Below are 22,518 nucleotides of genomic sequence, written 5' to 3'. Positions count from 1 at the left end.
CGGATCTATCATCCAATAAAGCTGTACAGACCTATTAATCTGTACAAGGTTTTTATCCGAGGTTTCTCAATGTCGAGCCGTTGCGCCCACTCACTCACAATCGTCATGGGTGACGGCTGGCAAGACGAACCCCGGCTCGGCGACCTGGTCTTTCGTGCCGACACCCTCACCCGGATCCAGGTGTGCGCCGCGTGGCAGCACCGGCTGGAAACCGGCCTGAACCGCCGCGCCCTGACTGACTTCCACGCCCGCCACAAATACCTGCTGATGGCCCACAACCCGGTGCAATACAAGGTGCTGGGCAAACTCTTGGCCACCCTGCATCAAAACGACCCCGCCGAGCTTGGCCCGCGCTACTTCCGTGCACTGATGAGCGCCCTGCAACAACAGGCGACGCGTGGCACCCACGCCAATGTGTTGCAACACCTGAGCGGGTACTTCAAGCACCGCATCAGCCGGGAAGACAAACAGTACCTGCACCGCGCCATCGAGCAATACCGCCAAGGCCTCGCACCGCTGCGGGTGCCACTGAGCCTGCTCAGGCATCACGTGCGCCACCATCCCGATCCGTACGTGGCACAGCAGGTCTACCTGCAACCACACCCGGAACACCTCAGCCTCAGAAAGGCGATGTGATGAACCGCCAACCCGCCCCCCATCAGCCAACCGACAGCGAACACGGCTGGCTACCGATCCGAGAGGTCGCCCGCAGCACCGGCGTCAACGCCGTCACCCTGCGCGCCTGGGAACGCCGTTATGGCCTGATCGTGCCGCTGCGCTCACCCAAGGGGCACCGCCTGTTCTCGGCCGAGCACGTACAGCGCATCCACGACATCCTGACCTGGCTCAATCGTGGCGTGGCGGTCAGCCAGGTCAAGCCGCTGCTCGACACCCCGCCGACATTCGCCACTCCCCTGGGCAACGACTGGCAGATCCTGCGCCAACGCCTGATCCAGGCCATCAGCCAACTGGCCGAGCGCCAGCTCGATGACCGGTTCAACCAGGCGATGTCGCTGTATCCGCCCAGCACCTTGTGCCAACAGTTGTTGATGCCGCTGCTGGCCGAGCTTGAGCACCGCTGGCAAGGACAGTTCGGCGCGCGCATGGAGCAGGCGTTTTTCCAGGGTTGGCTGCGCAGCAAGTTCGGCGCCCGGATCTACCACAACAACCGCCAGTTGCGCGGTGCACCGCTGCTGCTGGTCAACCAATCCGACCTGCCCCTGGAACCGCACCTGTGGCTCTGCGCCTGGCTGGTGAGCAGTGCCGACTGCCCCGTGGAAGTGTTCGACTCACCGCTGCCGGTGGGTGAGCTGGCCCTGGCGGTCGAGCACCTGGGCGCCCGTGGCGTGCTGCTGTATTCGCGCAAGCCCCTGGACCTCAAACAACTGCCGCGCCTGCTGAGCAACATCGCCTGCCCAACACTGATCGCCGGCCCCTCGGTCTGCATCCACCACGCCGAGTTGTCGGCAAGCACCACTGAGATCCCTGACCTGCACCTGGCCCAAGACCCGGTCTCGGCACTCCAGTCCCTGATTTCCCGAGGCGTCATCTAATGCAACCGAGCCTGCAATTGATCTGGCTACGCAGCGACCTGCGCCTGCATGACAACACCGCCCTGAGCGCCGCTGCCGCGCGCGGCCCGTGCGTGGCGGTGTACCTACTGAGCCCGGCGCAATGGTTGGTTCACGATGACGCGCCGTGCAAGGTGGATTTCTGGCTGCGCAACCTGCGCCTGCTGAGCCAGGCCCTGGCGGCGTTGAACATCCCGCTGCTGATTCGCCACGCCCCGCGCTGGGACGATGCCCCCGGGGTACTGCTCCAGTTGTGCCGTGAACTGAAGGTCGACGCGGTGCACGTCAACGAGGAATACGGCGTCCATGAAACCCGTCGCGACGCCGCCGTACGCCAAACCCTGGAAAGCGCCGGCATCGGTTTTCATCATTACCTGGATCAACTGCTGTTCAAGCCCGGCAGTGTGCTGACCAAGACCGGCACCTGGTTCCAGGTGTTCAGCCAGTTCCGCAAGGTCTGCTACTCGCGCCTGCACACCGCCTTGCCCGCCCTTGTCGCGCCGCCCAAGATCCAGGCGCCGAGCGTCATCAACCGTGATCCGATCCCGGCGCAGGTCGCTGGCTTCACGCCGCCAAGCGAGTACCTGCGCGCCCTCTGGCCAGCCGGCGAAGACGAAGCGCAACGGCGCTTGAGCGAATTCGCCTCGGGCCAGATCGACCACTACAAGGACGAACGTGACTTCCCGGCCAAGCCCGGCACCAGCCAGCTCTCGGCGTACCTGGCGTGCGGTGTGATCTCACCGCGCCAATGCCTGCACGCCGCCCTGGCGGCCAATCAAGGCGAGTTCGAAAGCGGTCAGGTCGGCGCCATCACCTGGATCAACGAGCTGCTGTGGCGCGAGTTCTACAAGCACATCCTGGTGGGTTACCCACGTGTTTCGCGCCACCGGGCCTTCCGCCCGGAAACCGAAGCCCTGGCCTGGCGCCAGGCGCCGCAGGAACTGGCGGCCTGGAAAGAGGCGCGCACTGGCCTGCCGATCATCGATGCCGCCATGCGCCAGTTGCTGGAAACCGGCTGGATGCACAACCGCCTGCGGATGGTGGTGGCGATGTTCCTGACCAAGAACCTGTTGATCGACTGGCGCGAAGGCGAGCGCTTTTTCATGCAGCACTTGATCGACGGTGACCTGGCAGCGAACAACGGCGGCTGGCAGTGGAGCGCCTCCACGGGCACCGACGCCGCCCCCTGGTTTCGTATCTTCAACCCGCTGAATCAGTCAGAGAAGTTCGACGCCAATGGTGTGTTCATCAAGCGCTGGCTCCCGGAACTGGCCGCGCTCAATAGCACGCACGTGCACAACCCGGCCGCCCTCGGCGGCTTGTTCGGCGTGGTTGACTACCCACCGCCCATCGTCAACCTCGGCCAGTCGCGGGAGCGGGCACTGACGGCATTCAAGAACCTGCCTTCACGCGATGCCTGAGCGGTTTCGCGGTGACGGGCAGACGTCCGTCAGACCTTTCACACTCCAATGGCCGGCTGCCTTACACTGCCGGCCATGAACACCATCCCCCTCACCGAAATTGTCACACCGGCGGTCACCTGCTCGACCTGCGCGGCCTGCTGCTGCCAACTGGAAGTCATGCTGATCACCGACACCGGCGTACCGGACCGATTTATCGACACCGATGATTGGGGCGGGGAAGTCATGCTGCGCCTGGACGACGGTTGGTGCGCCGCCCTGGATCGCGACACGATGATGTGCACCATCTACGAAAAACGCCCGCTGATCTGCCGCGAGTTCGAGATGGGCGCACCGGAGTGCATCGAAGAGCGACGCGGGATTGCCACGGCGTATCGCTGAAGGACCGGCAGGGCCAGCATCCTGATTGACTGATCCACCGTCCTCGCGAGCAAGCCCCACCCTGGTCCACGGCGAACACGCATCCAGTGTCAGGCCCGGATCCTTGTGTGGAGCGGGCTTGCCCTAATGCCAGTCAGTTAAGCGAAACCCACGTGGGAGCGAGCCTGCTCGCGATAGCAGTAGGTCAGTCAACGGAGATGTTGGCTGTGTTGCCGTCTTCGCGAGCAGGCTCGCTCCCACAGGTTTGGCGCCTTAACTGACTGGCATTAGGGCTTGCCCGCGAACGCGGTAAGTCTGGCGACATCGATGTTGAATGGGCTGGCCTCTTCGCGGGCAAGCCTCGCTCCAGGCTCAACCCAGACCTGGGCTATGCAGATACTCATCCACTCGGTGTGACGGTCTATCGCGTGAAGCGTTGCACAACACCCGAGTCATTCCAGAGCAACGGCAAGATAGTTGTCAGGTGCTGCGCGTCGCCGCTGGTCCAGAACTGCGCAGGGCGTGCAGGCCCGGCGGCCAGCAGGTCGCGCTCGGCGAGCAGGCGTTGCAGTTGCCGGGCAACGGCGGCGCCGGTGTCGATCAGGCTGATGTCGGCGGGGATCAGTTGCTTGAGCAACGGCTTGAGGAAGGGGTAATGGGTACAGCCCAGAATGAGCGTGTCGCAACCCGCCGCGAGCAGAGGTTCGAGGTAGCCGGTCAGTAACTGGCGCAGGGTCTCGCTCTGCAGGTCGCCGGCCTCGATCAACTCCACCAGGCCCGGGCACGGCTGGGTCACCACCCGCACGTCAGTGGCGAAGCGGTCGAGCAAGGCGGCGAACTTGGCGCTTTGCAAGGTGCCAGTGGTGGCGAGCACGCCGACCACGCCGCTGCGGGTAGCGGCGGCAGCGGGCTTGACCGCTGGCTCCATGCCGACGATCGGCCACTGCGGATAATCCCGCCGAATGTCGGCAACACCCGCCACGGTGGCGGTGTTGCAGGCGACGACGATGGCCTTGGCGCCTTGTTCGAAGAAGAACCGCGCCATCACGCTGCACCGTTGGCGAATGAACTCCGGGGTCTTTTCGCCGTAGGGAATGTGCCCACAATCGCCGACATACAACAGCGACTCATTGGGCAGCAGGCGCTGGATTTCCGCCAGTACCGACAAGCCGCCGACGCCGGAATCGAACACCCCGACCGGCGCCTCACGCACGGGCGGGCCCACACACGCGGCAACCCGGATCGCGCTTGACCCGCAACTCGCGAAAGCGCGTGCCCAAGGCATCGATCAACAGCAAGCGCCCCACCAGCGGCTCACCGAAGCCCACCAGCAACTTCAGCGCTTCCAGGGCTTGCAGGCTGCCGACCAACCCCACCAGCGGCCCCAGCACACCGGCTTCGCTGCAGGTCAGTTCGGCTTCGCTGCCGTGGCCATATAAACAGTGGTAGCACGGGCTCTCGGCGCGACGCGGGTCGAACACCGACAACTGCCCTTCCAGGCGAATCGCGGCGCCACTGACCAGTGGCTTGCCGGCCGCCACGCACGCCGCATTCACCGCCTCGCGGGTGGCGAAGTTGTCGCTGCAATCGAGCACCAGGTCGACCGCTGAGACGGCCGCCGCCAACGAATCCTCGTCCAGCGCGGCGCGATGGGCGATCAACTGGATCTCGGGGTTGATCGCGCCCAGGCGCTTGATCGCCGAGTCGACCTTGCTCAGGCCAACGCTGTCGGTGTCGTGAATGACCTGGCGTTGCAGGTTGGTCAGATCCACGGTGTCGAAGTCCGCCAGGTGCAGCTCACCCACGCCTGCCGCAGCCAGGTACAGCGCGACCGGTGCCCCCAGACCACCGAGGCCGACGATCAGGGCTCGGCTGTGCTTGAGGCGCAACTGGCCGTCGATGTCGACGTGTTGCAACAGAATCTGTCGGCTGTACCGCAACAGTTCCTGATCATTCAGCACGGCAGGCGCCCCAGGCTGATGCGTTCGTGGCCGCCCAGGTCCTGGCGGCTATGGACCTCGACAAATCCCTGGGTCAGCAGCAGGTCGCGCACCGCATCGGCTTGATCGTAGCCGTGTTCGAGCATCAACCAGCCGCCCGCTTCCAAGTGTTGCGGCGCCTGGGCGATGATCAGCCGCAGGTCGTCCAAGCCGTCGGCACCGGCCACCAGCGCACTGGCGGGCTCGAAGCGCACGTCGCCGGCGGCCAGATGCGGGTCGGCGGCGGCGATGTACGGTGGGTTGCTGATGATCAGGGTGTAGCGATGGTCGTTGAGCGAGTCGAACCAGTGGCTGCTCAGTACCGTGACGTTGTTCAGGTGCAGGCGTTGGCGATTGCGCTCGGCCAGGGCCACGGCTTCGAGGATGCGGTCGACCGCGGTGACCTGCCAGGTCGGGCGCTCGCTGGCCAGGGCCAGGGCAATCGCGCCGCTGCCGGTGCCCAGGTCGAGCACCTTGGCGGGGGTTGCCGGCAACAGTTCCAGCGCGGTCTCCACCAGCAACTCGGTGTCCGGCCGCGGGATCAGCGTATGCGGTGCCACTTCCAGGTCCAGCTTCCAGAAGCCTTGCTGGCCGAGGATGTAGGCCACCGGCTCACCGGAGCGCCGACGCTGCAGGTACTCGGCAAACGTCAGCGCGGCTTCGCTGGGCACGATGCGTTCCGGCCAGGTGTGCAGGAAGCTGCGGGATTTGCCCAGGGCGGCGGCCAGCAGCAATTCGGCATCCAGGCGCGCGGTGGGCGAGTCAGGCAGGTCGGCTGCGCGCAACAAACTGGCAATGATGGTCATTTATTCACCTATCGCCGCCAGTTGGTCGGCCTGGTACTCGGCCAGCAACGGCTCGATCACGGCATCGACGCCACCGGCGAGGATTTCATCAAGGGAATACAGCGTCAGGTTGACCCGGTGGTCGGTGACCCGGCCCTGGGCGAAGTTGTAGGTGCGGATCCGCTCGGAGCGATCTCCCGAGCCCACCAGCAGTTTACGCTCGCTGGCGATGGCATTGGCCGCCGCGCTGGTTTGCTGGTCATTGAGCTTGGCCGAGAGCCAGGACATCGCCCGCGCCCGGTTCTTGTGCTGGGAGCGTTCTTCCTGGCACTCGACCACGATGCCCGAGGGCAAGTGGGTGATCCGGATCGCCGAGTCCGTCTTGTTGACGTGCTGGCCGCCGGCCCCGGAAGACTTGTAGGTGTCGATTCGCAAGTCCGAGGCATTGATCTCGATCGCTTCCTGCTCGTCCGGTTCCGGCAGTACCGCCACGGTACAAGCGGAGGTGTGGATCCGGCCCTGGGATTCAGTGGCCGGCACCCGCTGCACACGGTGTACGCCGGATTCGAACTTGAGCTTGCCGTAGACGTTTTCGCCTTCGACCCGGGCGATGACTTCTTTATAGCCGCCGTGTTCGCCCTCGTTCGCCGAGAGAATTTCGACCCGCCAGCCACGCCGCTCGGCGTAGCGCGAATACATGCGGAACAGGTCGCCGGAGAAGATCGCCGCCTCGTCACCGCCGGTGCCGGCGCGGATCTCCAGGAACACGTTGCGTCCGTCGTTCGGGTCCTTGGGCAACAGCATGCGTTGCAAGCTGGCTTCCAGTTCGAGCAGTTGCTCCTTGGCCTCGCGGACTTCTTCCACGGCCATCTCACGCATGTCCGGGTCGTTGTCCTTGAGCAGGGCCTGGGCCCCTTCGAGGTCGCCCTGAACCTTGAGCAACTGTTTATAGGTGGTGACAATCGGCTCAACTTCCGCGTATTCCTTGGAATAGGTGCGGAATTTGTTCTGATCGGAAATGACTTCGCCATCGCCAAGCAAGGCAGTCAGTTCCTCGAAACGGTCCTGGAGGATGTCCAGCTTATTGAGCAGTGACGCTTTCATTGCGGTTTTTTATCCGACGAGCTATCCGGGGAGCCCTCACCGAGGGCAAACAGTTCCTGGGCCATGGCCAGCGCATCGAGGCGGCCTTCGGCAGTAAGCTTTTTCAGTTGCACGCTGGGGGCGTGCAGCAGTTTGTTGGTCAGGCCACGGGCCAGTTGCACCAGCACGTCTTCGGCGTTGGCGCCATTGGCGAGCAGGCGCTGGGCCTTTTGCAGCTCTTCGTCGCGCAGGCGTTCGCTCTGTTGACGATAGGCCTTGAGCACATCGACCGCCGCCAGCTCGCGCAGGCGCACCATGAAATCATCGGCGCCAATCGACACCATCTCTTCGGCGGCCTGGGCGGCACCCTGGCGACTCTTGAGGTTCTCGGCGACCACTTCGTGCAGGTCGTCGACGCTATAGAGGTAGACGTCATCCAACTCGCCGACTTCCGGCTCGATATCCCGTGGCACGGCAATGTCGACCATGAAGATCGGCTTGTGCTTGCGCAGCTTCAGGGCGCTTTCCACGGCGCCCTTGCCCAGGATCGGCAACTGGCTGGCGGTGGAACTGATGACAATGTCGCTGCGCACCAGCTCCGCCGGGATGTCCGCGAGCAGCACGGCATGGGCGCCAAACTGCTCGGCCAGCAGGCTGGCACGCTCCAGGGTGCGGTTCGCGACGACGATGCGCTTGACCCCCAGCTCATGCAAATGACGGGCGACCAGGGTGATGGTCTCGCCCGCGCCGATCAGCAAGGCCTGGCTGCGTTGCAAGTCACTGAAGATCTGCTTGGCCAGGCTGACCGCGGCGAATGCCACGGACACCGGGTTCTCACCGATGGCGGTGTCGGTGCGCACTTGCTTGGCGGCATTGAAGGTGGCCTGGAACAAACGCCCGAGCAGCGGGCCGATGGTGCCCGCCTCGCGTGCCACGGCGTAGGCCGATTTCATCTGGCCGAGGATCTGCGGTTCGCCCAGCACCAGCGAATCAAGCCCGGAGGCGACCCGCATCATGTGACGAACTGCCGCATCCTCTTCATGCACATAAGCACACGCGCGCAGCTCATCGAGGCTTAAATGGTGATAGTCGGCCAGCCAGCGCAACACCACATCCGCAGAAAGTTGATCCTGTTCGATATAGAGTTCACTGCGATTGCAGGTGGAGAGGATCGCAGCTTCGCGGCTGTCGGTAAGTCGGCAGAGCTGCTGCAAGGCCTCAACCAGCTGCTCTGGAGTAAAGGCCACGCGCTCGCGGACGTCTACGGAAGCAGTCTTGTGGTTAATACCGAGTGCAAGGAAGGCCATTCAAGGTCGCTGATGATGTCGAGAAGCCGACAATTGTCCTACTTCGCCACACCGAGAACAACCTCCGCAGACTATTGTCCTTGTATACCGCCCGTGAAAAGGCCCGCATTGAGTCTCGGTTATGTTTGGCCGAAGGCTTGTGTCATGATGATCCGACCGCAGGTTAGTCGTCCTCTTCCTATATGAATAGATCTTCCGCGTTGCTCCTAAGTGTTGTCCTGCTCGGCGGCTGCCAGGCCATGGCCCCCGTATCGACAGACAACTCGTCGCCGGTTGCGGGTAGCAGCCCAGCCCCTGAAAAGCCCAAGGTCTACAGCTCGTTCAGCGAAGAAACCATCTTCAGCCTGCTCAGCGCTGAACTGGCCGGCCAGCGCAATCGCTATGACATTGCCCTGGATAACTACGTGACCCAGGCGATCAACACCCAGGACCCAGGCATTTCCGAGCGGGCATTTCGCATCGCCGAATACCTGGGGGCTGACCAGGCCGCGCTCGACAGCGCACTGATCTGGGCCAAAAACTCGCCGCAAGACCTTGAAGCGCAACGCGCCGCCGCCGTGCAACTGGCTCGCGCCGGGCGCTACGACGACTCCATGGTTTATATGGAGAAGGTCCTGCAAGGCAAGGGCGATACCCATTTCGACTTCCTCGCCCTGTCGGCGGCCGATACGGACCAGGACACGCGCAATGGCCTGATGAACAGCTTTGACCGCTTGTTGCTGCGCCACCCGAACAACGGCCAGTTGATTTTCGGCAAGGCCTTGCTGCTGCAACAGGACGGCGACTCCAAGGGCGCACTCGCCCTCCTGGAGAAAAACCCGCCGCAAGACGGCGAGGTAGCACCCATCCTGCTGCGTGCCCGTTTGTTGCAAAGCCTGGACCGCGGCGATGAAGCCCTGCCGCTGCTGCAAAAAAGCATTCGCCAATACCCGGACGACAAGCGCCTGCGCCTGACCTATGCCCGCCTGCTGGTTGAGCAGGACCGCATGGAGGATGCCAAGGTCGAGTTTTCGAACCTGGTTCAGCAGTACCCCGAAGACGACGAGTTGCGCTATTCCCTGGCGCTGGTCTGCCTGGAGGCCAAGGCCTGGGAGGAGGCCAAGGGTTATCTGGAAGACCTGATTGCCCGCGACAGCCATGTCGACTCCGCCCACCTGAACCTGGGACGCATCGCTGAAGAACGCAACGACCCACAAGGCGCCCTGATCGAGTACGCCCAGGTCACGCCGGGCAGCGATTACTTGCCGGCACAACTGCGCCAGGCCGACATCCTCATGCAGAACGGCCGCACCAACGACGCCCAGAGCACGTTGGCCAAGGAGCGCGACGAGCAACCCGACTACGCGATCCAGTTGTACCTGGTCGAAGCCGAGACCCTATCGGCCAATAAACAGGACGATCGCGCCTGGACGGTGCTCGACAAAGCCCTCAAGCAATTCCCGGACGACCTGAACCTGCTCTACTCCCGCGCCATGCTCGCGGAAAAACGCAATGACCTGGCACAGATGGAAAAAGACCTGCGCCAGATCATCAAGCGCGACCCGGACAACGCCATGGCGCTGAATGCGCTGGGCTACACCTTGTCCGACCGCACGACCCGCTACGCCGAAGCCAAGGTCCTGATCGAGCAGGCCCACCAGTTGAACCCGGAAGACCCGGCCGTGCTCGACAGCCTTGGCTGGGTCAACTACCGCCTGGGCAATCTCGACGAAGCCGAGCGCTACTTGCGCCAGGCCCTTGAGCGCCTCCCCGACCAAGAGGTTGCGGCTCACCTGGGCGAAGTCCTGTGGGCCAACGGCAAGCAACGCGAAGCCAAACAAATCTGGGCCAAGTACCTCAAGGAACAGCCTGACAGCACCATCCTGCGCAGCACCATCAAGCGCCTGACCGGATCCGAGACTCTTTAAAATCATGTTTTTGCGCCACGTCATAGTGTTCAGCTTCATCGCCCTGCTCGCCGGTTGCGCGGGCTTTGGCGCTCGCGAGTCGGTCGAAGGCCACGGCAATCCGGCCCAATGGCGCGAGCACAAACAACAACTGACCGCCCTGGATGGCTGGCAGATTGACGGCAAGATCGGTATTCGCGCGCCGAAGGATTCGGGGAGCGGTACGCTGTTCTGGCTGCAACGCCAGGATTACTACGATATCCGCCTCTCCGGCCCACTGGGCCGTGGCGCTGCCCGCCTGACCGGTCGACCGGGCAATGTCACGCTGGAAGTCGCGAACCAGGGACGCTACACCGCACCCAGCCCGGAAGCGCTGCTCGAAGAACAGCTGGGCTGGAAACTGCCGGTGTCCAACCTGGCGTGGTGGGTCCGCGGGCTCCCGGCCCCGGACAGTAAAAGCCGTCTGGCCCTGGATGCCGACAGCCGCCTCGCCACCCTTGAGCAGGATGGCTGGCAGATCGAATACATCGCCTACACCCAACAAAACGGTTACTGGCTGCCCGAGCGCATCAAGCTGCACGGCACCGACCTTGATATCACGCTGGTGATCAAGGCCTGGCAACCGCGCAAACTGGGGCAATGACATGCCTGCCAGTCGCCTGACGCTGCCCTCGCCCGCCAAACTGAATTTGATGCTGCACATTCTCGGTCGCCGTCCAGACGGCTACCACGAGCTGCAGACGCTGTTTCAATTCCTCGACTACGGCGATGAAATTACTTTCGCGGTGCGCGATGACGGTGTCATTCGCCTGCACACCGAATTCGAAGGCGTGCCTCACGACAGCAATCTGATCGTGCGCGCGGCGAAAAAACTCCAGGAACAATCCGCCTGTACGCTGGGCATCGACATCTGGATCGAAAAAATCTTGCCCATGGGCGGTGGAATCGGTGGCGGCAGTTCAAATGCGGCCACTACGTTGCTGGGCCTGAACCATCTCTGGCAACTGGGCTGGGATGAAGATCGCCTGGCCGTCCTGGGCCTGACCCTGGGGGCTGACGTCCCGGTTTTCGTGCGTGGGCACGCGGCTTTCGCCGAGGGCGTGGGGGAGAAACTGACCCCTGTAGACCCCGAAGAACCTTGGTATGTCGTACTTGTTCCGCAAGTATCTGTAAGTACAGCAGAAATTTTTTCAGATCCGTTGTTGACACGTAACTCATCTCCCATTAAAGTGCGCCCCGTTCCCAAGGGAAACAGTCGAAATGACTGCTTACCGGTGGTAACAAGGCGTTATCCAGATGTACGTAACGCTTTGAATTTGTTAGGTAAATTTACCGAAGCAAAACTCACCGGAACTGGAAGTTGTGTGTTTGGGGGCTTCCCAAACAAAGCTGAAGCTGATAAAGTCTCGGCCCTTCTTACAGAGACCCTTACAGGGTTTGTAGCAAAGGGAAGCAACATTTCGATGTTGCATCGCAAGTTGCAAAGTCTGCTCTAAAAGGAACCGAGTACTGGGTACTCGTTGCAACAGATACAGGGGCGTCGCCAAGCGGTAAGGCAGCAGGTTTTGATCCTGCCATGCGTTGGTTCGAATCCAGCCGCCCCTGCCATTTTCTATACTCATCCAGGTTACCCTCAGCCTCTAGGTACTGCGCGTGTCCAAGATGATGGTCTTTACGGGGAACGCTAACCCCGATCTGGCTCGGCGTGTTGTACGTCAGCTGCATATCCCTCTCGGTGACATCTCTGTCGGTAAATTTTCCGACGGCGAGATTACAGCCGAGATCAATGAAAATGTCCGCGGTAAAGACGTCTTCATTATTCAGCCGACTTGCGCTCCGACCAACGATAACCTGATGGAACTCGTCGTGATGGCTGATGCCTTCCGCCGCTCCTCAGCGACTCGAATCACTGCGGTGATCCCCTACTTTGGTTATGCCCGTCAGGATCGCCGTCCGCGTTCCGCACGTGTAGCTATCAGCGCGAAAGTCGTTGCTGACATGCTTACCGTAGTCGGCATCGATCGTGTTCTCACGGTTGACTTGCATGCTGACCAGATCCAGGGCTTCTTCGATATTCCGGTAGATAACATCTACGGCTCCCCAGTATTGGTGGATGACATCGAAGACCAACGCTTCGAAAACCTGATGATTGTGTCCCCGGACATTGGTGGCGTCGTGCGTGCACGTGCGGTTGCCAAGTCCCTGGGCGTTGATCTCGGGATCATCGACAAGCGCCGTGAGAAAGCCAATCACTCTGAAGTGATGCATATCATCGGTGATGTCGAAGGGCGTACCTGTATCCTGGTTGACGACATGGTCGATACCGCCGGCACCCTGTGCCACGCGGCTAAAGCCTTGAAAGAGCATGGCGCTGCCAAGGTCTTTGCCTACTGCACACACCCTGTGCTGTCGGGTCGGGCAATCGAGAACATTGAAAATTCCGTGCTGGACGAGCTGGTGGTGACTAACACCATCCCGCTGTCCGCTGCAGCACAAGCCTGTGCACGTATCCGCCAACTGGATATCGCACCGGTTGTTGCCGAAGCGGTTCGCCGCATCAGCAACGAAGAATCGATCAGCGCGATGTTCCGCTAAGGGCCCTGCCCTTCGCCTACATCTCGATGACGAAAAGCGCCCCGCCCCGGCATAACCTGTCGGGGCGGGGCTTTTTTGCCCATATCGCCTTTAGCGCTGGTCGCAAACGCTGGGGCGAATGTGGTTATTTTGGAGATACAACATGAACGATTTTACCCTGAATGCTGAAGTGCGTTCCGACCTGGGGAAAGGTGCGAGCCGCCGCCTGCGTCGTCTCGCAAGCCTGGTTCCAGCTGTAGTTTACGGTGGCGAAAAAGCCCCTGAATCCATCAGCATGCTGGCCAAAGAAGTTGCCAAACTGCTCGAAAACGAAGCGGCTTACAGCCACATCATCGAGCTGAACGTTGGCGGCACCAAGCAAAACGTAATCATCAAAGCCCTGCAGCGTCACCCGGCCAAAGGCCACGTGATGCACGCTGACTTCGTACGCGTTGTAGCTGGCCAGAAACTGACCGCTATCGTACCTGTACACTTCGTTGGCGAAGCTGCTCCGATCAAGAAAGGCGGCGAAATTTCGCACGTTATCGCTGAAGTCGAAGTAACTTGCCTGCCGAAAGACCTGCCTGAATTCATCGAAGTCGACCTGGCTAACGCCGAAATCGGCTCGATCATTCACCTGTCTGACCTCAAAGCCCCTAAAGGCGTTGAGTTCGTTGCTCTGGCACACGGTGATGACAAGGCTGTTGCCAATGTTCACGCTCCACGTGTTGCACCAGAAGCAGAAAGCGCTGCAGAGTAATTCACTCTGCAATGCCGGAGCTTGAGGAAACATCGCGGACCGGAACGTAGCGAGAAAGCGGGCGACAACGCGAAGTTTATCTCTGGATAAGTTAGCTCTTGCCGTCCACTTTCGCCGCACCCAGGTTGCGGCGATGTTATCCACAACTCCAAAGGAAGGGCCCCTGTCGTGACTGCCATTAAACTGATCGTTGGCCTGGGAAATCCAGGCGCCGAATACGAACAGACCCGGCATAACGCGGGGGCCCTTTTTGTTGAGCGCATCGCCCACGCCCAAGGCGTCAACCTTGTGGCCGATCGCAAATATTTCGGCCTGACCGGGCGCTTCTCGCATCAAGGTCAGGACATTCGCCTGCTGATTCCCACCACCTACATGAACCGCAGCGGCCAGGCCGTCGCGGCACTTGCGGGCTTCTTCCGGATCAAACCCGAAGAAATCCTGGTGGCGCATGACGAACTCGACTTGCCTCCCGGCGTTGCCAAGCTCAAACAGGGCGGCGGGCATGGCGGTCACAACGGGTTGCGCGACATCATCGCGCAACTGGGCAATCAGAATACGTTTTACCGCCTGCGGCTTGGCATTGGCCACCCGGGCGTGGCCAGTATGGTTTCAAACTTCGTCCTGGGTCGTGCGCCACGCGCCGAACAGGAAAAACTCGATGCCAGCATCGACTTTGCCCTCGGCGTGCTGCCGGATATCCTCGCCGGTGAATGGAACCGCGCGATGAAAAACCTGCACAGCCAGAAGGCCTGACTCTTATCCAAGGGGAAACACCATGGGATTCAATTGCGGCATCGTCGGCCTACCTAACGTCGGCAAGTCCACCCTGTTCAACGCCCTGACCAAATCCGGGATCGCGGCCGAGAACTTCCCCTTCTGCACCATCGAGCCGAACACCGGCATCGTGCCGATGCCCGACAAGCGCCTGGACGCCTTGGCAGCCATCGTCAATCCAAAGCGCATCCTGCCGACCACCATGGAATTCGTCGACATCGCAGGCCTGGTGGCCGGCGCGTCGAAAGGTGAAGGCCTGGGCAACAAGTTCCTCGCCAACATCCGCGAGACCGATGCCATCGCCCACGTGGTACGCTGCTTCGAAGACGAGAACGTGATTCACGTCTCCAACAGCGTCGACCCGAAACGCGACATCGAGATCATCGACCTGGAACTGATCTTTGCCGACCTCGACAGCTGCGAGAAGCAACTGCAGAAAGTCGCGCGCAACGCCAAGGGTGGCGACAAGGACGCTGTCGTCCAGAAAGCCCTGCTTGAGCAGTTGATCGCTCACTTCACCGAAGGCAAGCCAGCGCGCAGCCTGATGAAGAACATGAGCACCGACGAGAAGGCCGTGATCAAGGGCTTCCACCTGCTGACCACCAAGCCGGTGATGTACATCGCCAACGTTGCTGAAGACGGCTTCGAGAACAACCCACTGCTCGACGTGGTCATGGCCATCGCCGAAGAAGAAGGCGCCATCGTTGTACCGGTGTGCAACAAGATCGAAGCGGAAATCGCCGAACTCGAAGACGGCGAAGAAAAAGACATGTTCCTCGAGGCCCTGGGCCTGGAAGAGCCTGGTCTGAACCGCGTGATCCGCGCCGGCTACGAAATGCTGCACCTGCAGACCTACTTCACTGCAGGCGTTGAAGAAGTCCGTGCCTGGACCGTCAAGGTCGGGGCCACCGCACCACAAGCCGCTGGCGTGATCCACACCGACTTCGAGAAAGGCTTCATCCGCGCCGAAGTCATCGCCTACAACGACTTCATCCAGTACAAGGGTGAAGCCGGTGCCAAGGAAGCCGGTAAATGGCGCCTGGAAGGCAAGGAATACATCGTCAAGGATGGCGACGTGATGCACTTCCGCTTTAACGTCTGACGAAGGCCGTGGATGCCCACGGACCTCGATAAACGAAAAATCCCCGTAATCATTCGTTGATACGGGGATTTTTGCGTCTTAGCGCTGGTCATCATGCGTCCGCCGCCCAGTTGACCGAGCATCACGGCAGCGGCCTTTTCAACTTATGTCGGGGCCGCACCGAGCAATTGCGTAATGATCGCTGCCGTTCTGGGTACGGCTTGAGTGGCGATATCCAGATCCAGCGAGTTCAAGGCAACCACACCCACACAGGCTTCAAAAGAATGCTGGTCGTGTGGACAACTGATCGGGCTCGCCACACCAATGGCCCCAGGCTGCAATTGACCGCGAGTCAGGCTGTAGCCCAACTCACGCGCCTGGATCACGGCCTCTGAATCATTGGGCAGCGCCTTGCGCCCGGAAAGAATTGCAATCCCCGCCGCGCCTTGATCAAGAGGATGGCGACTGCCGATTCGATACCCCACGCGCATCATCGACTCTGCGGGGTCGGCGACCATGATCACCATGCATTCATTGCCCTGCGTCACGGAAATGAATGCACTGGCTTGAGCCTGCCTGGCCAACTTGATCTGGGCAACGTTCTTCATGGCGTTGATCTTGCTGTACTTCATGGTGAGCTGGCTGCCGACCTTGCTCAAACAGAACGGCGTCGACCTCAGTGAAGCGAACTTGATCACTTCATTGTTCCTGTTTGCCGGGACGATCGGCGCAGGCGCGATGTCCTACTTTGCCGACCGCGTCGCCAACAAGGCAAAACTGTTGTGTGTCGTGCTCGCTGCCGCTGGATTGTTCACCATCCTGATCGGCCTGTTTCATGACAACAAGGTGGTGATGATCGGGCTGGTTTTCGCCACCGGTATGTGTGTGATAGGCGGGCAACTGACACTTAACGCGTTCAGCAGTAACTTCTACCCGGCCCATTGTCGCGCGACGGGTGCCGGCTGGGCCTTGGGCGTGGGGCGATTCGGGTCGATTCTGGGCCCGCTGTTCGGCAGTTTATTTATCGCCATGCAGATGCCGGTCAGTCAGATTTTCATCCTCAGCGCTATCCCGGCTATTTTGGCAGCACTGTTCATCTCGCAGGTGCGAGCCCCCAAGGCCAAGGCAGAAACGTACCAGTGGACCGCCACGATCAAGGACGGCAGCGCGCTATAAGCCAAACGAACGCCCCTGGCCGAATAAAGGCAGGGGCGTTCGCCGTTGAGCCTGGAGCGTTCGATCAGGCCTTCTTGGTCCGCGGCAAGAAGATCGCCAGCACACCCAGCAACGGCAGGAACGAGCACAGGTAGTACACGTATTCGATCCCGTGAATGTCCGCCAAGTACCCCAGCAACGCGGCGCCAATACCGCCGAAGCCGAACATCAGGCCGAAGAACACCCCGGCGATCATCCCCACGTTGCCCGGCACCAACTCCTGGGCGTAGACCACGATGGCCGAGAATGCCGAGGCCAGGATGAAGCCGATCACCACGCTCAGGACACTGGTCCAGAACAGGTCGACATGGGGCAACAGCAAGGTGAACGGTGCCACGCCGAGGATCGAGAACCAGATCACCGCCTTACGCCCGATCTTGTCGCCAATCGGCCCGCCGAAGAAGGTCCCCGCCGCCACCGCGCCCAGGAACAGGAACAGGTGCAACTGCGAGCTGGCCACCGACAGGTCGAACTTCTCGATCAGGTAGAAGGTGAAGTAGCTGGTCAGGCTGGACATGTAGAAGTACTTGGAGAACACCAGCAGCCCCAGCACCACCAATGCCCCGATGACCCGATTCTTCGACAGCCCGTGCGTCGCAGCCTGGCCCTGCTTGAGTTTGAACAGGCTCAAGTGATTGGCGTACCAGCGGCTGATCCGATACAGCACAAACAACGCAAACACCGCGAACAGCCCGAACCATGCCACTTGGCCTTGACCGTAAGGAATGATGATCGCTGCCGCCAACAACGGACCAAGCGCCGAACCTGCGTTGCCACCGACCTGGAACGTCGATTGCGCCAGGCCAAAACGCCCGCCCGAGGCCAGGCGTGCGATACGCGAAGCCTCCGGGTGGAAGGTCGACGAACCCACCCCGATCAACCCTGACGCCAGCAGGATCAGCGCAAAGCTCCCGACCTGGGACATCATCAGGATGCCTATCAGCGTGCACACCGTCCCGGCCGGCAACAGCCAGGGCTTGGGGTGACGGTCGGTGTAATACCCGACCCACGGCTGCAACAGCGACGCCGTGAGCTGGAAGGTCAAGGTAATCAGGCCAATCTGGGTGAAGCTCAGGCCATAGCTGGCCTTGAGCATCGGGTAGATCGACGGCAGGACCGCCTGGATCAAGTCATTGATCAAATGCGCCAATGCCACTGCGCCAATGATGCTCATGACCAACGGACTGCTTTGCGATGTCGCAGGAGCCGTTGAAACGGCCGCTTGAGGGGTGTCGGTTGCCATAACAGTTTCCATACAACGGATGAGAGTGCATTTGCCGGTGCAACAATGTGCCACTTTTGAGTGCGGCAGCGCCATCCTATTAGGCAGCTAACGAGTTTTCGACGGGGGGTGTGGGCGGTTTTCCCCAAGCACGGGGATAAGCAGTTGAAAGCGTAGAGAAATATTTTAGATTTACGCTTGACACTTCCTCATAACGAGCCAATAATGCGCGCCACTTGGCTACATAGCTCAGTTGGTTAGAGCATAGCATTCATAATGCTGGGGTCCGGGGTTCAAGTCCCTGTGTAGCCACCAAGTACCGATCCATAGATGTCTACAGCAGTCTATGAATCACCTCAAGAAGCCCGCCTCGTGCGGGCTTTCTTGTTTCTGGCTGTCTGTAATTGTCTCTCCCTATACTTCCCATCGTGTGATGCCGCCGAAGGCAAAAATCCGATGGCCACGAACCTGGCGCGCAAGGCTGCTGAGGTCGAGGCGGCAAACGATACCTTTGAAACACTCGCCCGCGAATGGCATACCTCACGCCTCAGCGGTTGGGACGCAGGTACTGCAAAGCGTATGATCGGGGCACTTGAGCGTCACGTCTTCCCAGAACTCGGCAAACGCCCTTACACCGGCATCCTGTCGATGGAATGGATGAGCCTTCTACGCGCACTCGAAAAGCAGGGCATCCTTGAGCAGATGAGCCGGGTAACCAAAAAAACATTTTTGGGTTACCCGTGGAAACCATCCATTTTCGGAGTGAAAACCTCCGGCCACCCTTTGAGGGTCATGCCGGGGCAGCATTCAGATTGGTGACCTTGAGCGGTACTACGAGTAAGTGCCCGGCGGATCAATCAACGCTATCAGCTAGCTGCCAACTCAATGAACGCTTTCTTTTTGGCATGCGCCCCCAGCGTGGCGAACCGGTGCCAGAAGCTTCTGGACGTGCCCTTACCAAGCCTTCCCGATGCCTGGAGTGGTTGGAGTGCACTCAGCGCCTCCTCCTCTGTAAAGGTTGGGCCAAGCGCCTCAAGTGCCAATCGCGCATTACGTCGATAGCCGTAGTTCAAATCGTGCCCGGCTTGGCTCAGGCGATACCTGGTCATAATTTCAGCCCTCAAGGGTCATGGACCCTTGAGATTAGCCGGGGTTAAGACCTGGCTCGCAGCAAAACCGGCCTTTTCAGGCTGCGTACTGATCGAGGGTGCCAGCCACTCCACGCACGGCTCCACGCAAACTTCCACGCAAGGCGCCGTGCGCGGAATCAGAAAAGCTGCGCACCGAGCTGCGCAAAACCGTCCGCGCAGTTTTGGTCTGCCTACCAGCACCACTTAGGTCGAACGCGAAACTACGCAAGTTTCTACGCAAGGCACCTTGCGTAACTCTGAGGCTGACCAGGTACGCACCGCCGACCATTCCGCGCAGGTTCCGCGCAAACTTTCGCGCATGACCAGGTGCGCGGAAACTCAAAGCTACGAGTGGTTCTACGAATGAAACTACGAACTTCGGCGCTCGTAGTTTCGACGGATCTGAAACTTTAGGTTACCGAGCAAAATTGACCGACATTCGTTTTGAACGACAAGCTCCCCCGGCTCTACATGAAGCGATACAAGGTCTTGTCATGAACAAGGATAAAAAGAAAAACCCTTTTGACGATGAATGGAGTCGGAGACTTCCGAACGGTGGTGCCTCATGGGCCGCGTTTAATCCACCCCGAGAGCCAGAGCCGGTCGTCCACCTTAAAAAAGATGAATGGCCACGCCCCAAGGAACGTACAGACCTGGTCTTTGCTAAGTCCTGCGTACCTGAAAGCTGGAGCTGCACTAAGCCCGGTACTGCCACCGTCCCCGCCTCAGACTTTGGCAAGGTCATGCTGGTCGCGCCCATGCTTGTCCCCTCGTCAATCGAAGCGCTTAAACTCGCGGTAGGCTTCGACGCAGTGCTGGGGCGCATCGCTGGTAGCGGCCTACTACAAAAGGGTTTCAGGTGGGCCTTGCGCGGCAACCCTACAGGGGTGTTCATTGCGGGAATGCTCTCCACCCAGATGGGCGACGGGACACTGTACAAAGACGATGATCTGCGCCAACTGAGCCGTGCACCCACCCGTGTACGCTTTCAGTTCCGTCGTGATGCCGAAGGCGTAATGCAGGTCTATGGCATTCATACCGGCCCGTCCGGCGATGATTCCGTGCGCACAGTCCAGGTCAAATGGAATGCCACCAAAACCGTACTGGAAGCGGACCTGAACGGCATCACCATTTTGTGGACTCCCAGAGGACCGCTAGCCCTCCCGCCGTTGGTCCACCCTGAGCAGCGCAACGCCGACCCCGTCATTCTGGTTCATCCCATACCGGAAAACACAGACTCCCAGATTGAGGGCTATCCGGCTGGGGACGACATCGAAACCGACGACTGTATTCTGGTCTTTCCGGCGGGAACGGGCCTTAGCTCGCTGTACATCGTGTTTTCAAAGACTGGCCCACGCTACGGCCCCGGCACTGTGACTGGTATCGGGGAGGACGTATCGGGCATCTGGCTTGCTGGCGCCGGTGAAGGCCTAGGCGCACCGATACCGACACGCATCGCGGACGCGCTCCGAGGGCGTGAGTTCTCCAGCTTTGATAAATTCAGGGAGGCGTTCTGGGAAGAGGTGGCGAGCGATCCAACGCTGCTAAGTCAGTTCAAGCGCACAAACAAAAGTAAGCTGATGGATGGCAGGGCGCCTTTTGCCCCTATGCCGGATCACTACGGGGAAAAAGCGAAGTACGAGATACATCACATCGAGCATATCCAGCATGGTGGTGCGGTTTATGATGTTGATAACCTAGCTGTAATGACTCCAAAGCGGCACGTAGAGATTCACAAGGAAAATAAAAATGGCGACTAAACAAAGTTTTTCGGATTACACAGAACAAGAGTTCATAGACCTGCTTGAGCGCATCATGGGGAATGATGAGAGCGAAGAGGAAGAAAGCAAGCTTGTGTTTCACTTCAATTCAATTTGCGGACATCCGAAGGGGTCCGATTTGATTTTTTATCCTGAGGACGACGCCGATGACTCGGCGGAAGGCGTAACCAAAACCGTCAAAGAGTGGCGCGAAGCAAACGGCCTGCCGGGGTTCAAACAGTAGCTCGTCGATGGAAGCAATCGAGGCGCCGAACCTAGATCACCAGGAATACTCCGATCTGAAATCGGGAGACCTCGGACGATATTAGCGGACCATTCAAATCCCGGGTGGTTCGCGCCTACCTCGGCGTTTCAAACGCGAAGGCGACGCCACCAAGTACCGATCCATGGATGCCTACAGCCGTCTATGAATCACCTCAAGAAGCCCGCCTCGAGCGTAGCGCTGGTCACTCAAACATCCGGTAGCGCCGACAGGGCCTTTTCCCAGATCTGCCGGGTGCGCACCCAGACCATCTCCTGCCAGTCCGGGTCGGCGGGGTAAAACTGTTCCAGCAGGCCCAACTTGATGGCCCGCCCCTCTTCGCTGCCGGGGTTGCCGTGCAGGTGCAGCCAATGATCATCACGTAGATGTTCATGCACCACTGCGCCCGGATAGGTGCCGCACTCGATCACGAACGGCATCACCCGCGTGTGGGGCAATGCCTCGAGCAACGCTTGCGAGGTATAGCCGGTGGCCGTTGCCGCAATCCCGGTGTCACTCAGTACCTGCGCGCCGGTCTGGATCGGATAGAGCCATGGGCCATACAGCGCCTGCGCCTGATCCAGCGCCGGGTAGACGGCCTGGGTCACGGTCAGCAACATCGGATGGCCGTACTCGCCGGCACCGGTATGCAGGTCGAAGCACAGGGCGACGTCAGCGTGGGCCAGATGAGCCGTGATGATCTGGTGCAGGGTGCGATTCGACCAGCTCGGCGCCAGCCCGCCATAGAACAGCCCATCGGGATGGCTGTGCTGGCCGCCCTCGACGATCGACATCACCGCCGGCCAGCCCTGTTCGCGCAACTGCGCGGCGAGCATGGCATCGGCACGCTCACGCTGTGGCCCCCGCAGCTCGGTAAAGGCGTAGATGTCGTGCAGCGCGGCGTAGGCCCGGTTGTCCGGCAACGGTGCATCGAAGTCCAGGTGGTTGCGGTTCAGGTCGATGTTGTCTTCGTTGACCCGACGCATCCACGCGGTCCCCCAGGGGTTGATCAGGTGGATCATCACCACCGCCACGTCATCGGGCAACGGGCGCCTGGCCAGTTCCTTGAGCCACTGGGTCTGGCATTGCGAACCGTAGAACCCTTCGACCCCGTGGGTTCCGCTCAGGGCCACCAGGACACGCTTGGCGCCGGGGTTGCCGAGCACGGCCACGTCGGTGGCCAGCGCCTCGCCAAACGGCCCCTTGAGTGGGTGCGGGTACTCGGTCAAGTGGGCACCGGCGTCGGTCGCCGCCGCGAGGAACAACTCACGCAACCCACGGTAGCTGGGCAGGTCTGGGAACTCAGTGTGCATGTCAGCCTCTTGTTGTTTTTGGCGTAGCTCGCATG

The 22,518-nt window shown here is 60.6% G+C and carries 20 protein-coding genes, 2 tRNA genes and 3 pseudogenes; 17 read left to right on the top strand and 8 right to left on the bottom strand.

The window, feature by feature from the left end; translation table 11 throughout:
- Positions 1–120 precede the first annotated feature (120 nt).
- The 4 genes and pseudogenes from BMW74_RS18370 to BMW74_RS18355 all read left to right on the top strand — a co-directional run.
- Positions 121–636 (top strand): annotated as a pseudogene (locus tag BMW74_RS18370) (YbgA family protein); the annotation flags it as partial.
- Positions 636–1,553 (top strand): MerR family transcriptional regulator, encoded by a 918-nt coding sequence (locus BMW74_RS18365; RefSeq protein ID WP_093424730.1) that lies wholly within the window; start codon positions 636–638, stop codon positions 1,551–1,553. The pseudogene BMW74_RS18370 and the gene BMW74_RS18365, both read left to right, overlap by 1 nt.
- An 11-nt stretch (positions 1,554–1,564) precedes the next feature.
- Positions 1,565–2,992 (top strand): deoxyribodipyrimidine photo-lyase, encoded by a 1,428-nt coding sequence (phrB, locus tag BMW74_RS18360; RefSeq protein ID WP_093425053.1) that lies wholly within the window; start codon positions 1,565–1,567, stop codon positions 2,990–2,992.
- A gap of 75 nt (positions 2,993–3,067) precedes the next feature.
- On the top strand, positions 3,068–3,373 hold the full coding sequence (locus tag BMW74_RS18355) for a YkgJ family cysteine cluster protein (protein WP_093424728.1): 306 nt from the start codon (positions 3,068–3,070) through the stop codon (positions 3,371–3,373).
- A gap of 400 nt (positions 3,374–3,773) precedes the next feature.
- Here BMW74_RS18355 and murI read toward each other — a convergent pair whose 3' ends face one another.
- Genes murI through hemA form a run of 5 tightly spaced genes read right to left on the bottom strand, consistent with a single transcriptional unit; the run spans position 3,774 to position 8,506 of the window.
- Complete coding sequence (gene murI / locus BMW74_RS18350; RefSeq protein ID WP_093425051.1) at positions 3,774–4,565, bottom strand: glutamate racemase; 792 nt, start codon at positions 4,563–4,565, stop codon at positions 3,774–3,776.
- Positions 4,558–5,313, bottom strand: a complete 756-nt coding sequence (locus BMW74_RS18345) for a molybdopterin-synthase adenylyltransferase MoeB (protein ID WP_093424725.1) — start codon at positions 5,311–5,313, stop codon at positions 4,558–4,560. Before BMW74_RS18345 ends, murI begins: the two co-directional genes overlap by 8 nt.
- Positions 5,307–6,137: a peptide chain release factor N(5)-glutamine methyltransferase gene (prmC, locus tag BMW74_RS18340; RefSeq protein WP_093424722.1), complete on the bottom strand. Its 831-nt coding sequence runs from the start codon at positions 6,135–6,137 to the stop codon at positions 5,307–5,309. Before prmC ends, BMW74_RS18345 begins: the two co-directional genes overlap by 7 nt.
- Positions 6,138–7,220: a peptide chain release factor 1 gene (prfA, locus tag BMW74_RS18335; RefSeq protein ID WP_093424720.1), complete on the bottom strand. Its 1,083-nt coding sequence runs from the start codon at positions 7,218–7,220 to the stop codon at positions 6,138–6,140.
- Positions 7,217–8,506 carry a glutamyl-tRNA reductase gene (gene hemA, locus BMW74_RS18330; protein ID WP_093424718.1) on the bottom strand — a complete coding sequence of 430 codons (1,290 nt, stop codon included), beginning with the start codon at positions 8,504–8,506 and terminating at the stop codon, positions 7,217–7,219. Before hemA ends, prfA begins: the two co-directional genes overlap by 4 nt.
- Positions 8,507–8,688: 182 nt before the next feature.
- Here hemA and BMW74_RS18325 point away from each other — a divergent pair, with 182 nt between their 5' ends.
- The 8 genes from BMW74_RS18325 to ychF all read left to right on the top strand — a co-directional run bounded on the left by BMW74_RS18325 (position 8,689) and on the right by ychF (position 15,602).
- Positions 8,689–10,413, top strand: coding sequence for a tetratricopeptide repeat protein (locus tag BMW74_RS18325; RefSeq protein ID WP_093424716.1), 1,725 nt, complete (start codon positions 8,689–8,691; stop codon positions 10,411–10,413).
- 4 nt (positions 10,414–10,417) lie between these two features.
- On the top strand, positions 10,418–11,035 hold the full coding sequence (lolB, locus tag BMW74_RS18320) for a lipoprotein insertase outer membrane protein LolB (protein WP_093424714.1): 618 nt from the start codon (positions 10,418–10,420) through the stop codon (positions 11,033–11,035).
- A gap of 1 nt (position 11,036) precedes the next feature.
- Entirely contained in the window at positions 11,037–11,888 is an 852-nt protein-coding gene (gene ispE / locus BMW74_RS18315) for a 4-(cytidine 5'-diphospho)-2-C-methyl-D-erythritol kinase (protein WP_093424711.1), read from the top strand.
- A gap of 37 nt (positions 11,889–11,925) precedes the next feature.
- A tRNA-Gln gene (locus BMW74_RS18310) sits at positions 11,926–12,000 on the top strand.
- A 45-nt stretch (positions 12,001–12,045) separates the two neighbouring features.
- Positions 12,046–12,987, top strand: coding sequence for a ribose-phosphate pyrophosphokinase (locus BMW74_RS18305; RefSeq protein WP_003171603.1), 942 nt, complete (start codon positions 12,046–12,048; stop codon positions 12,985–12,987).
- A 142-nt stretch (positions 12,988–13,129) separates the two neighbouring features.
- Positions 13,130–13,726, top strand: a complete 597-nt coding sequence (locus BMW74_RS18300; RefSeq protein WP_093424709.1) for a 50S ribosomal protein L25/general stress protein Ctc — start codon at positions 13,130–13,132, stop codon at positions 13,724–13,726.
- Positions 13,727–13,894: 168 nt separating this feature from the next.
- On the top strand, positions 13,895–14,479 hold the full coding sequence (pth, locus tag BMW74_RS18295; RefSeq protein ID WP_093424707.1) for an aminoacyl-tRNA hydrolase: 585 nt from the start codon (positions 13,895–13,897) through the stop codon (positions 14,477–14,479).
- A gap of 22 nt (positions 14,480–14,501) precedes the next feature.
- Positions 14,502–15,602 carry a redox-regulated ATPase YchF gene (gene ychF, locus BMW74_RS18290; protein ID WP_093424705.1) on the top strand — a complete coding sequence of 367 codons (1,101 nt, stop codon included), beginning with the start codon at positions 14,502–14,504 and terminating at the stop codon, positions 15,600–15,602.
- Positions 15,603–15,745: 143 nt separating this feature from the next.
- Here the strand turns inward: ychF and BMW74_RS18285 are convergent, their stop codons facing one another.
- Positions 15,746–16,213, bottom strand: coding sequence for an IclR family transcriptional regulator (locus BMW74_RS18285; protein ID WP_256562614.1), 468 nt, complete (start codon positions 16,211–16,213; stop codon positions 15,746–15,748).
- Here BMW74_RS18285 and BMW74_RS18280 point away from each other — a divergent pair.
- Positions 16,167–16,757: pseudogene (locus BMW74_RS18280) on the top strand (MFS transporter); the annotation flags it as partial. The gene BMW74_RS18285 and the pseudogene BMW74_RS18280 overlap by 47 nt on opposite strands.
- A 64-nt stretch (positions 16,758–16,821) precedes the next feature.
- Here BMW74_RS18280 and BMW74_RS18275 read toward each other — a convergent pair.
- Positions 16,822–18,039, bottom strand: coding sequence for an MFS transporter (locus tag BMW74_RS18275; RefSeq protein WP_093424703.1), 1,218 nt, complete (start codon positions 18,037–18,039; stop codon positions 16,822–16,824).
- 217 nt (positions 18,040–18,256) lie between these two features.
- On the opposite strand from BMW74_RS18275, the gene BMW74_RS18270 reads away from it, so the two are divergent.
- From BMW74_RS18270 to BMW74_RS18250, 4 genes and pseudogenes are all read left to right on the top strand, one after another.
- Positions 18,257–18,333 (top strand) — tRNA-Met (locus tag BMW74_RS18270).
- A gap of 117 nt (positions 18,334–18,450) precedes the next feature.
- A pseudogene (locus BMW74_RS18265) lies at positions 18,451–18,732 on the top strand (integrase); the annotation flags it as partial.
- Positions 18,733–19,576: 844 nt separating this feature from the next.
- Positions 19,577–20,908, top strand: coding sequence for an S-type pyocin domain-containing protein (locus BMW74_RS18255; RefSeq protein WP_256562609.1), 1,332 nt, complete (start codon positions 19,577–19,579; stop codon positions 20,906–20,908).
- Entirely contained in the window at positions 20,898–21,152 is a 255-nt protein-coding gene (locus BMW74_RS18250) for a bacteriocin immunity protein (protein ID WP_093424696.1), read from the top strand. The genes BMW74_RS18255 and BMW74_RS18250 overlap by 11 nt, the downstream gene beginning before the upstream one ends.
- A gap of 227 nt (positions 21,153–21,379) precedes the next feature.
- On the opposite strand, the gene BMW74_RS18245 is transcribed toward BMW74_RS18250, so the two are convergent.
- Positions 21,380–22,483 (bottom strand): DUF2817 domain-containing protein, encoded by a 1,104-nt coding sequence (locus tag BMW74_RS18245; RefSeq protein ID WP_093424693.1) that lies wholly within the window; start codon positions 22,481–22,483, stop codon positions 21,380–21,382.
- Positions 22,484–22,518: the final 35 nt, after the last annotated feature.

The sequence above is a fragment of the Pseudomonas sp. ok272 genome, from assembly GCF_900109995.1.
Lineage (GTDB): Bacteria > Pseudomonadota > Gammaproteobacteria > Pseudomonadales > Pseudomonadaceae > Aquipseudomonas.
This window is presented reverse-complemented; position numbering and strand designations above follow the sequence as displayed.

Bases quoted from the DNA above. Each gene is read 5' to 3' on its own strand.
- BMW74_RS18365 (WP_093424730.1), top strand. From the start codon at position 636: ATGAACCGCCAACCCGCCCCCCATCAGCCAACCGACAGCGAACACGGC.
- BMW74_RS18355 (WP_093424728.1), top strand. From the start codon at position 3,068: ATGAACACCATCCCCCTCACCGAAATTGTCACACCGGCGGTCACCTGC.
- prmC (WP_093424722.1), bottom strand. From the start codon at position 6,137: ATGACCATCATTGCCAGTTTGTTGCGCGCAGCCGACCTGCCTGACTCG.
- prfA (WP_093424720.1), bottom strand. From the start codon at position 7,220: ATGAAAGCGTCACTGCTCAATAAGCTGGACATCCTCCAGGACCGTTTC.
- hemA (WP_093424718.1), bottom strand. From the start codon at position 8,506: ATGGCCTTCCTTGCACTCGGTATTAACCACAAGACTGCTTCCGTAGAC.
- BMW74_RS18325 (WP_093424716.1), top strand. From the start codon at position 8,689: ATGAATAGATCTTCCGCGTTGCTCCTAAGTGTTGTCCTGCTCGGCGGC.
- lolB (WP_093424714.1), top strand. From the start codon at position 10,418: ATGTTTTTGCGCCACGTCATAGTGTTCAGCTTCATCGCCCTGCTCGCC.
- ispE (WP_093424711.1), top strand. From the start codon at position 11,037: ATGCCTGCCAGTCGCCTGACGCTGCCCTCGCCCGCCAAACTGAATTTG.
- BMW74_RS18300 (WP_093424709.1), top strand. From the start codon at position 13,130: ATGAACGATTTTACCCTGAATGCTGAAGTGCGTTCCGACCTGGGGAAA.
- ychF (WP_093424705.1), top strand. From the start codon at position 14,502: ATGGGATTCAATTGCGGCATCGTCGGCCTACCTAACGTCGGCAAGTCC.
- BMW74_RS18285 (WP_256562614.1), bottom strand. From the start codon at position 16,213: ATGAAGTACAGCAAGATCAACGCCATGAAGAACGTTGCCCAGATCAAG.
- BMW74_RS18275 (WP_093424703.1), bottom strand. From the start codon at position 18,039: ATGGCAACCGACACCCCTCAAGCGGCCGTTTCAACGGCTCCTGCGACA.
- BMW74_RS18250 (WP_093424696.1), top strand. From the start codon at position 20,898: ATGGCGACTAAACAAAGTTTTTCGGATTACACAGAACAAGAGTTCATA.
- BMW74_RS18245 (WP_093424693.1), bottom strand. From the start codon at position 22,483: ATGCACACTGAGTTCCCAGACCTGCCCAGCTACCGTGGGTTGCGTGAG.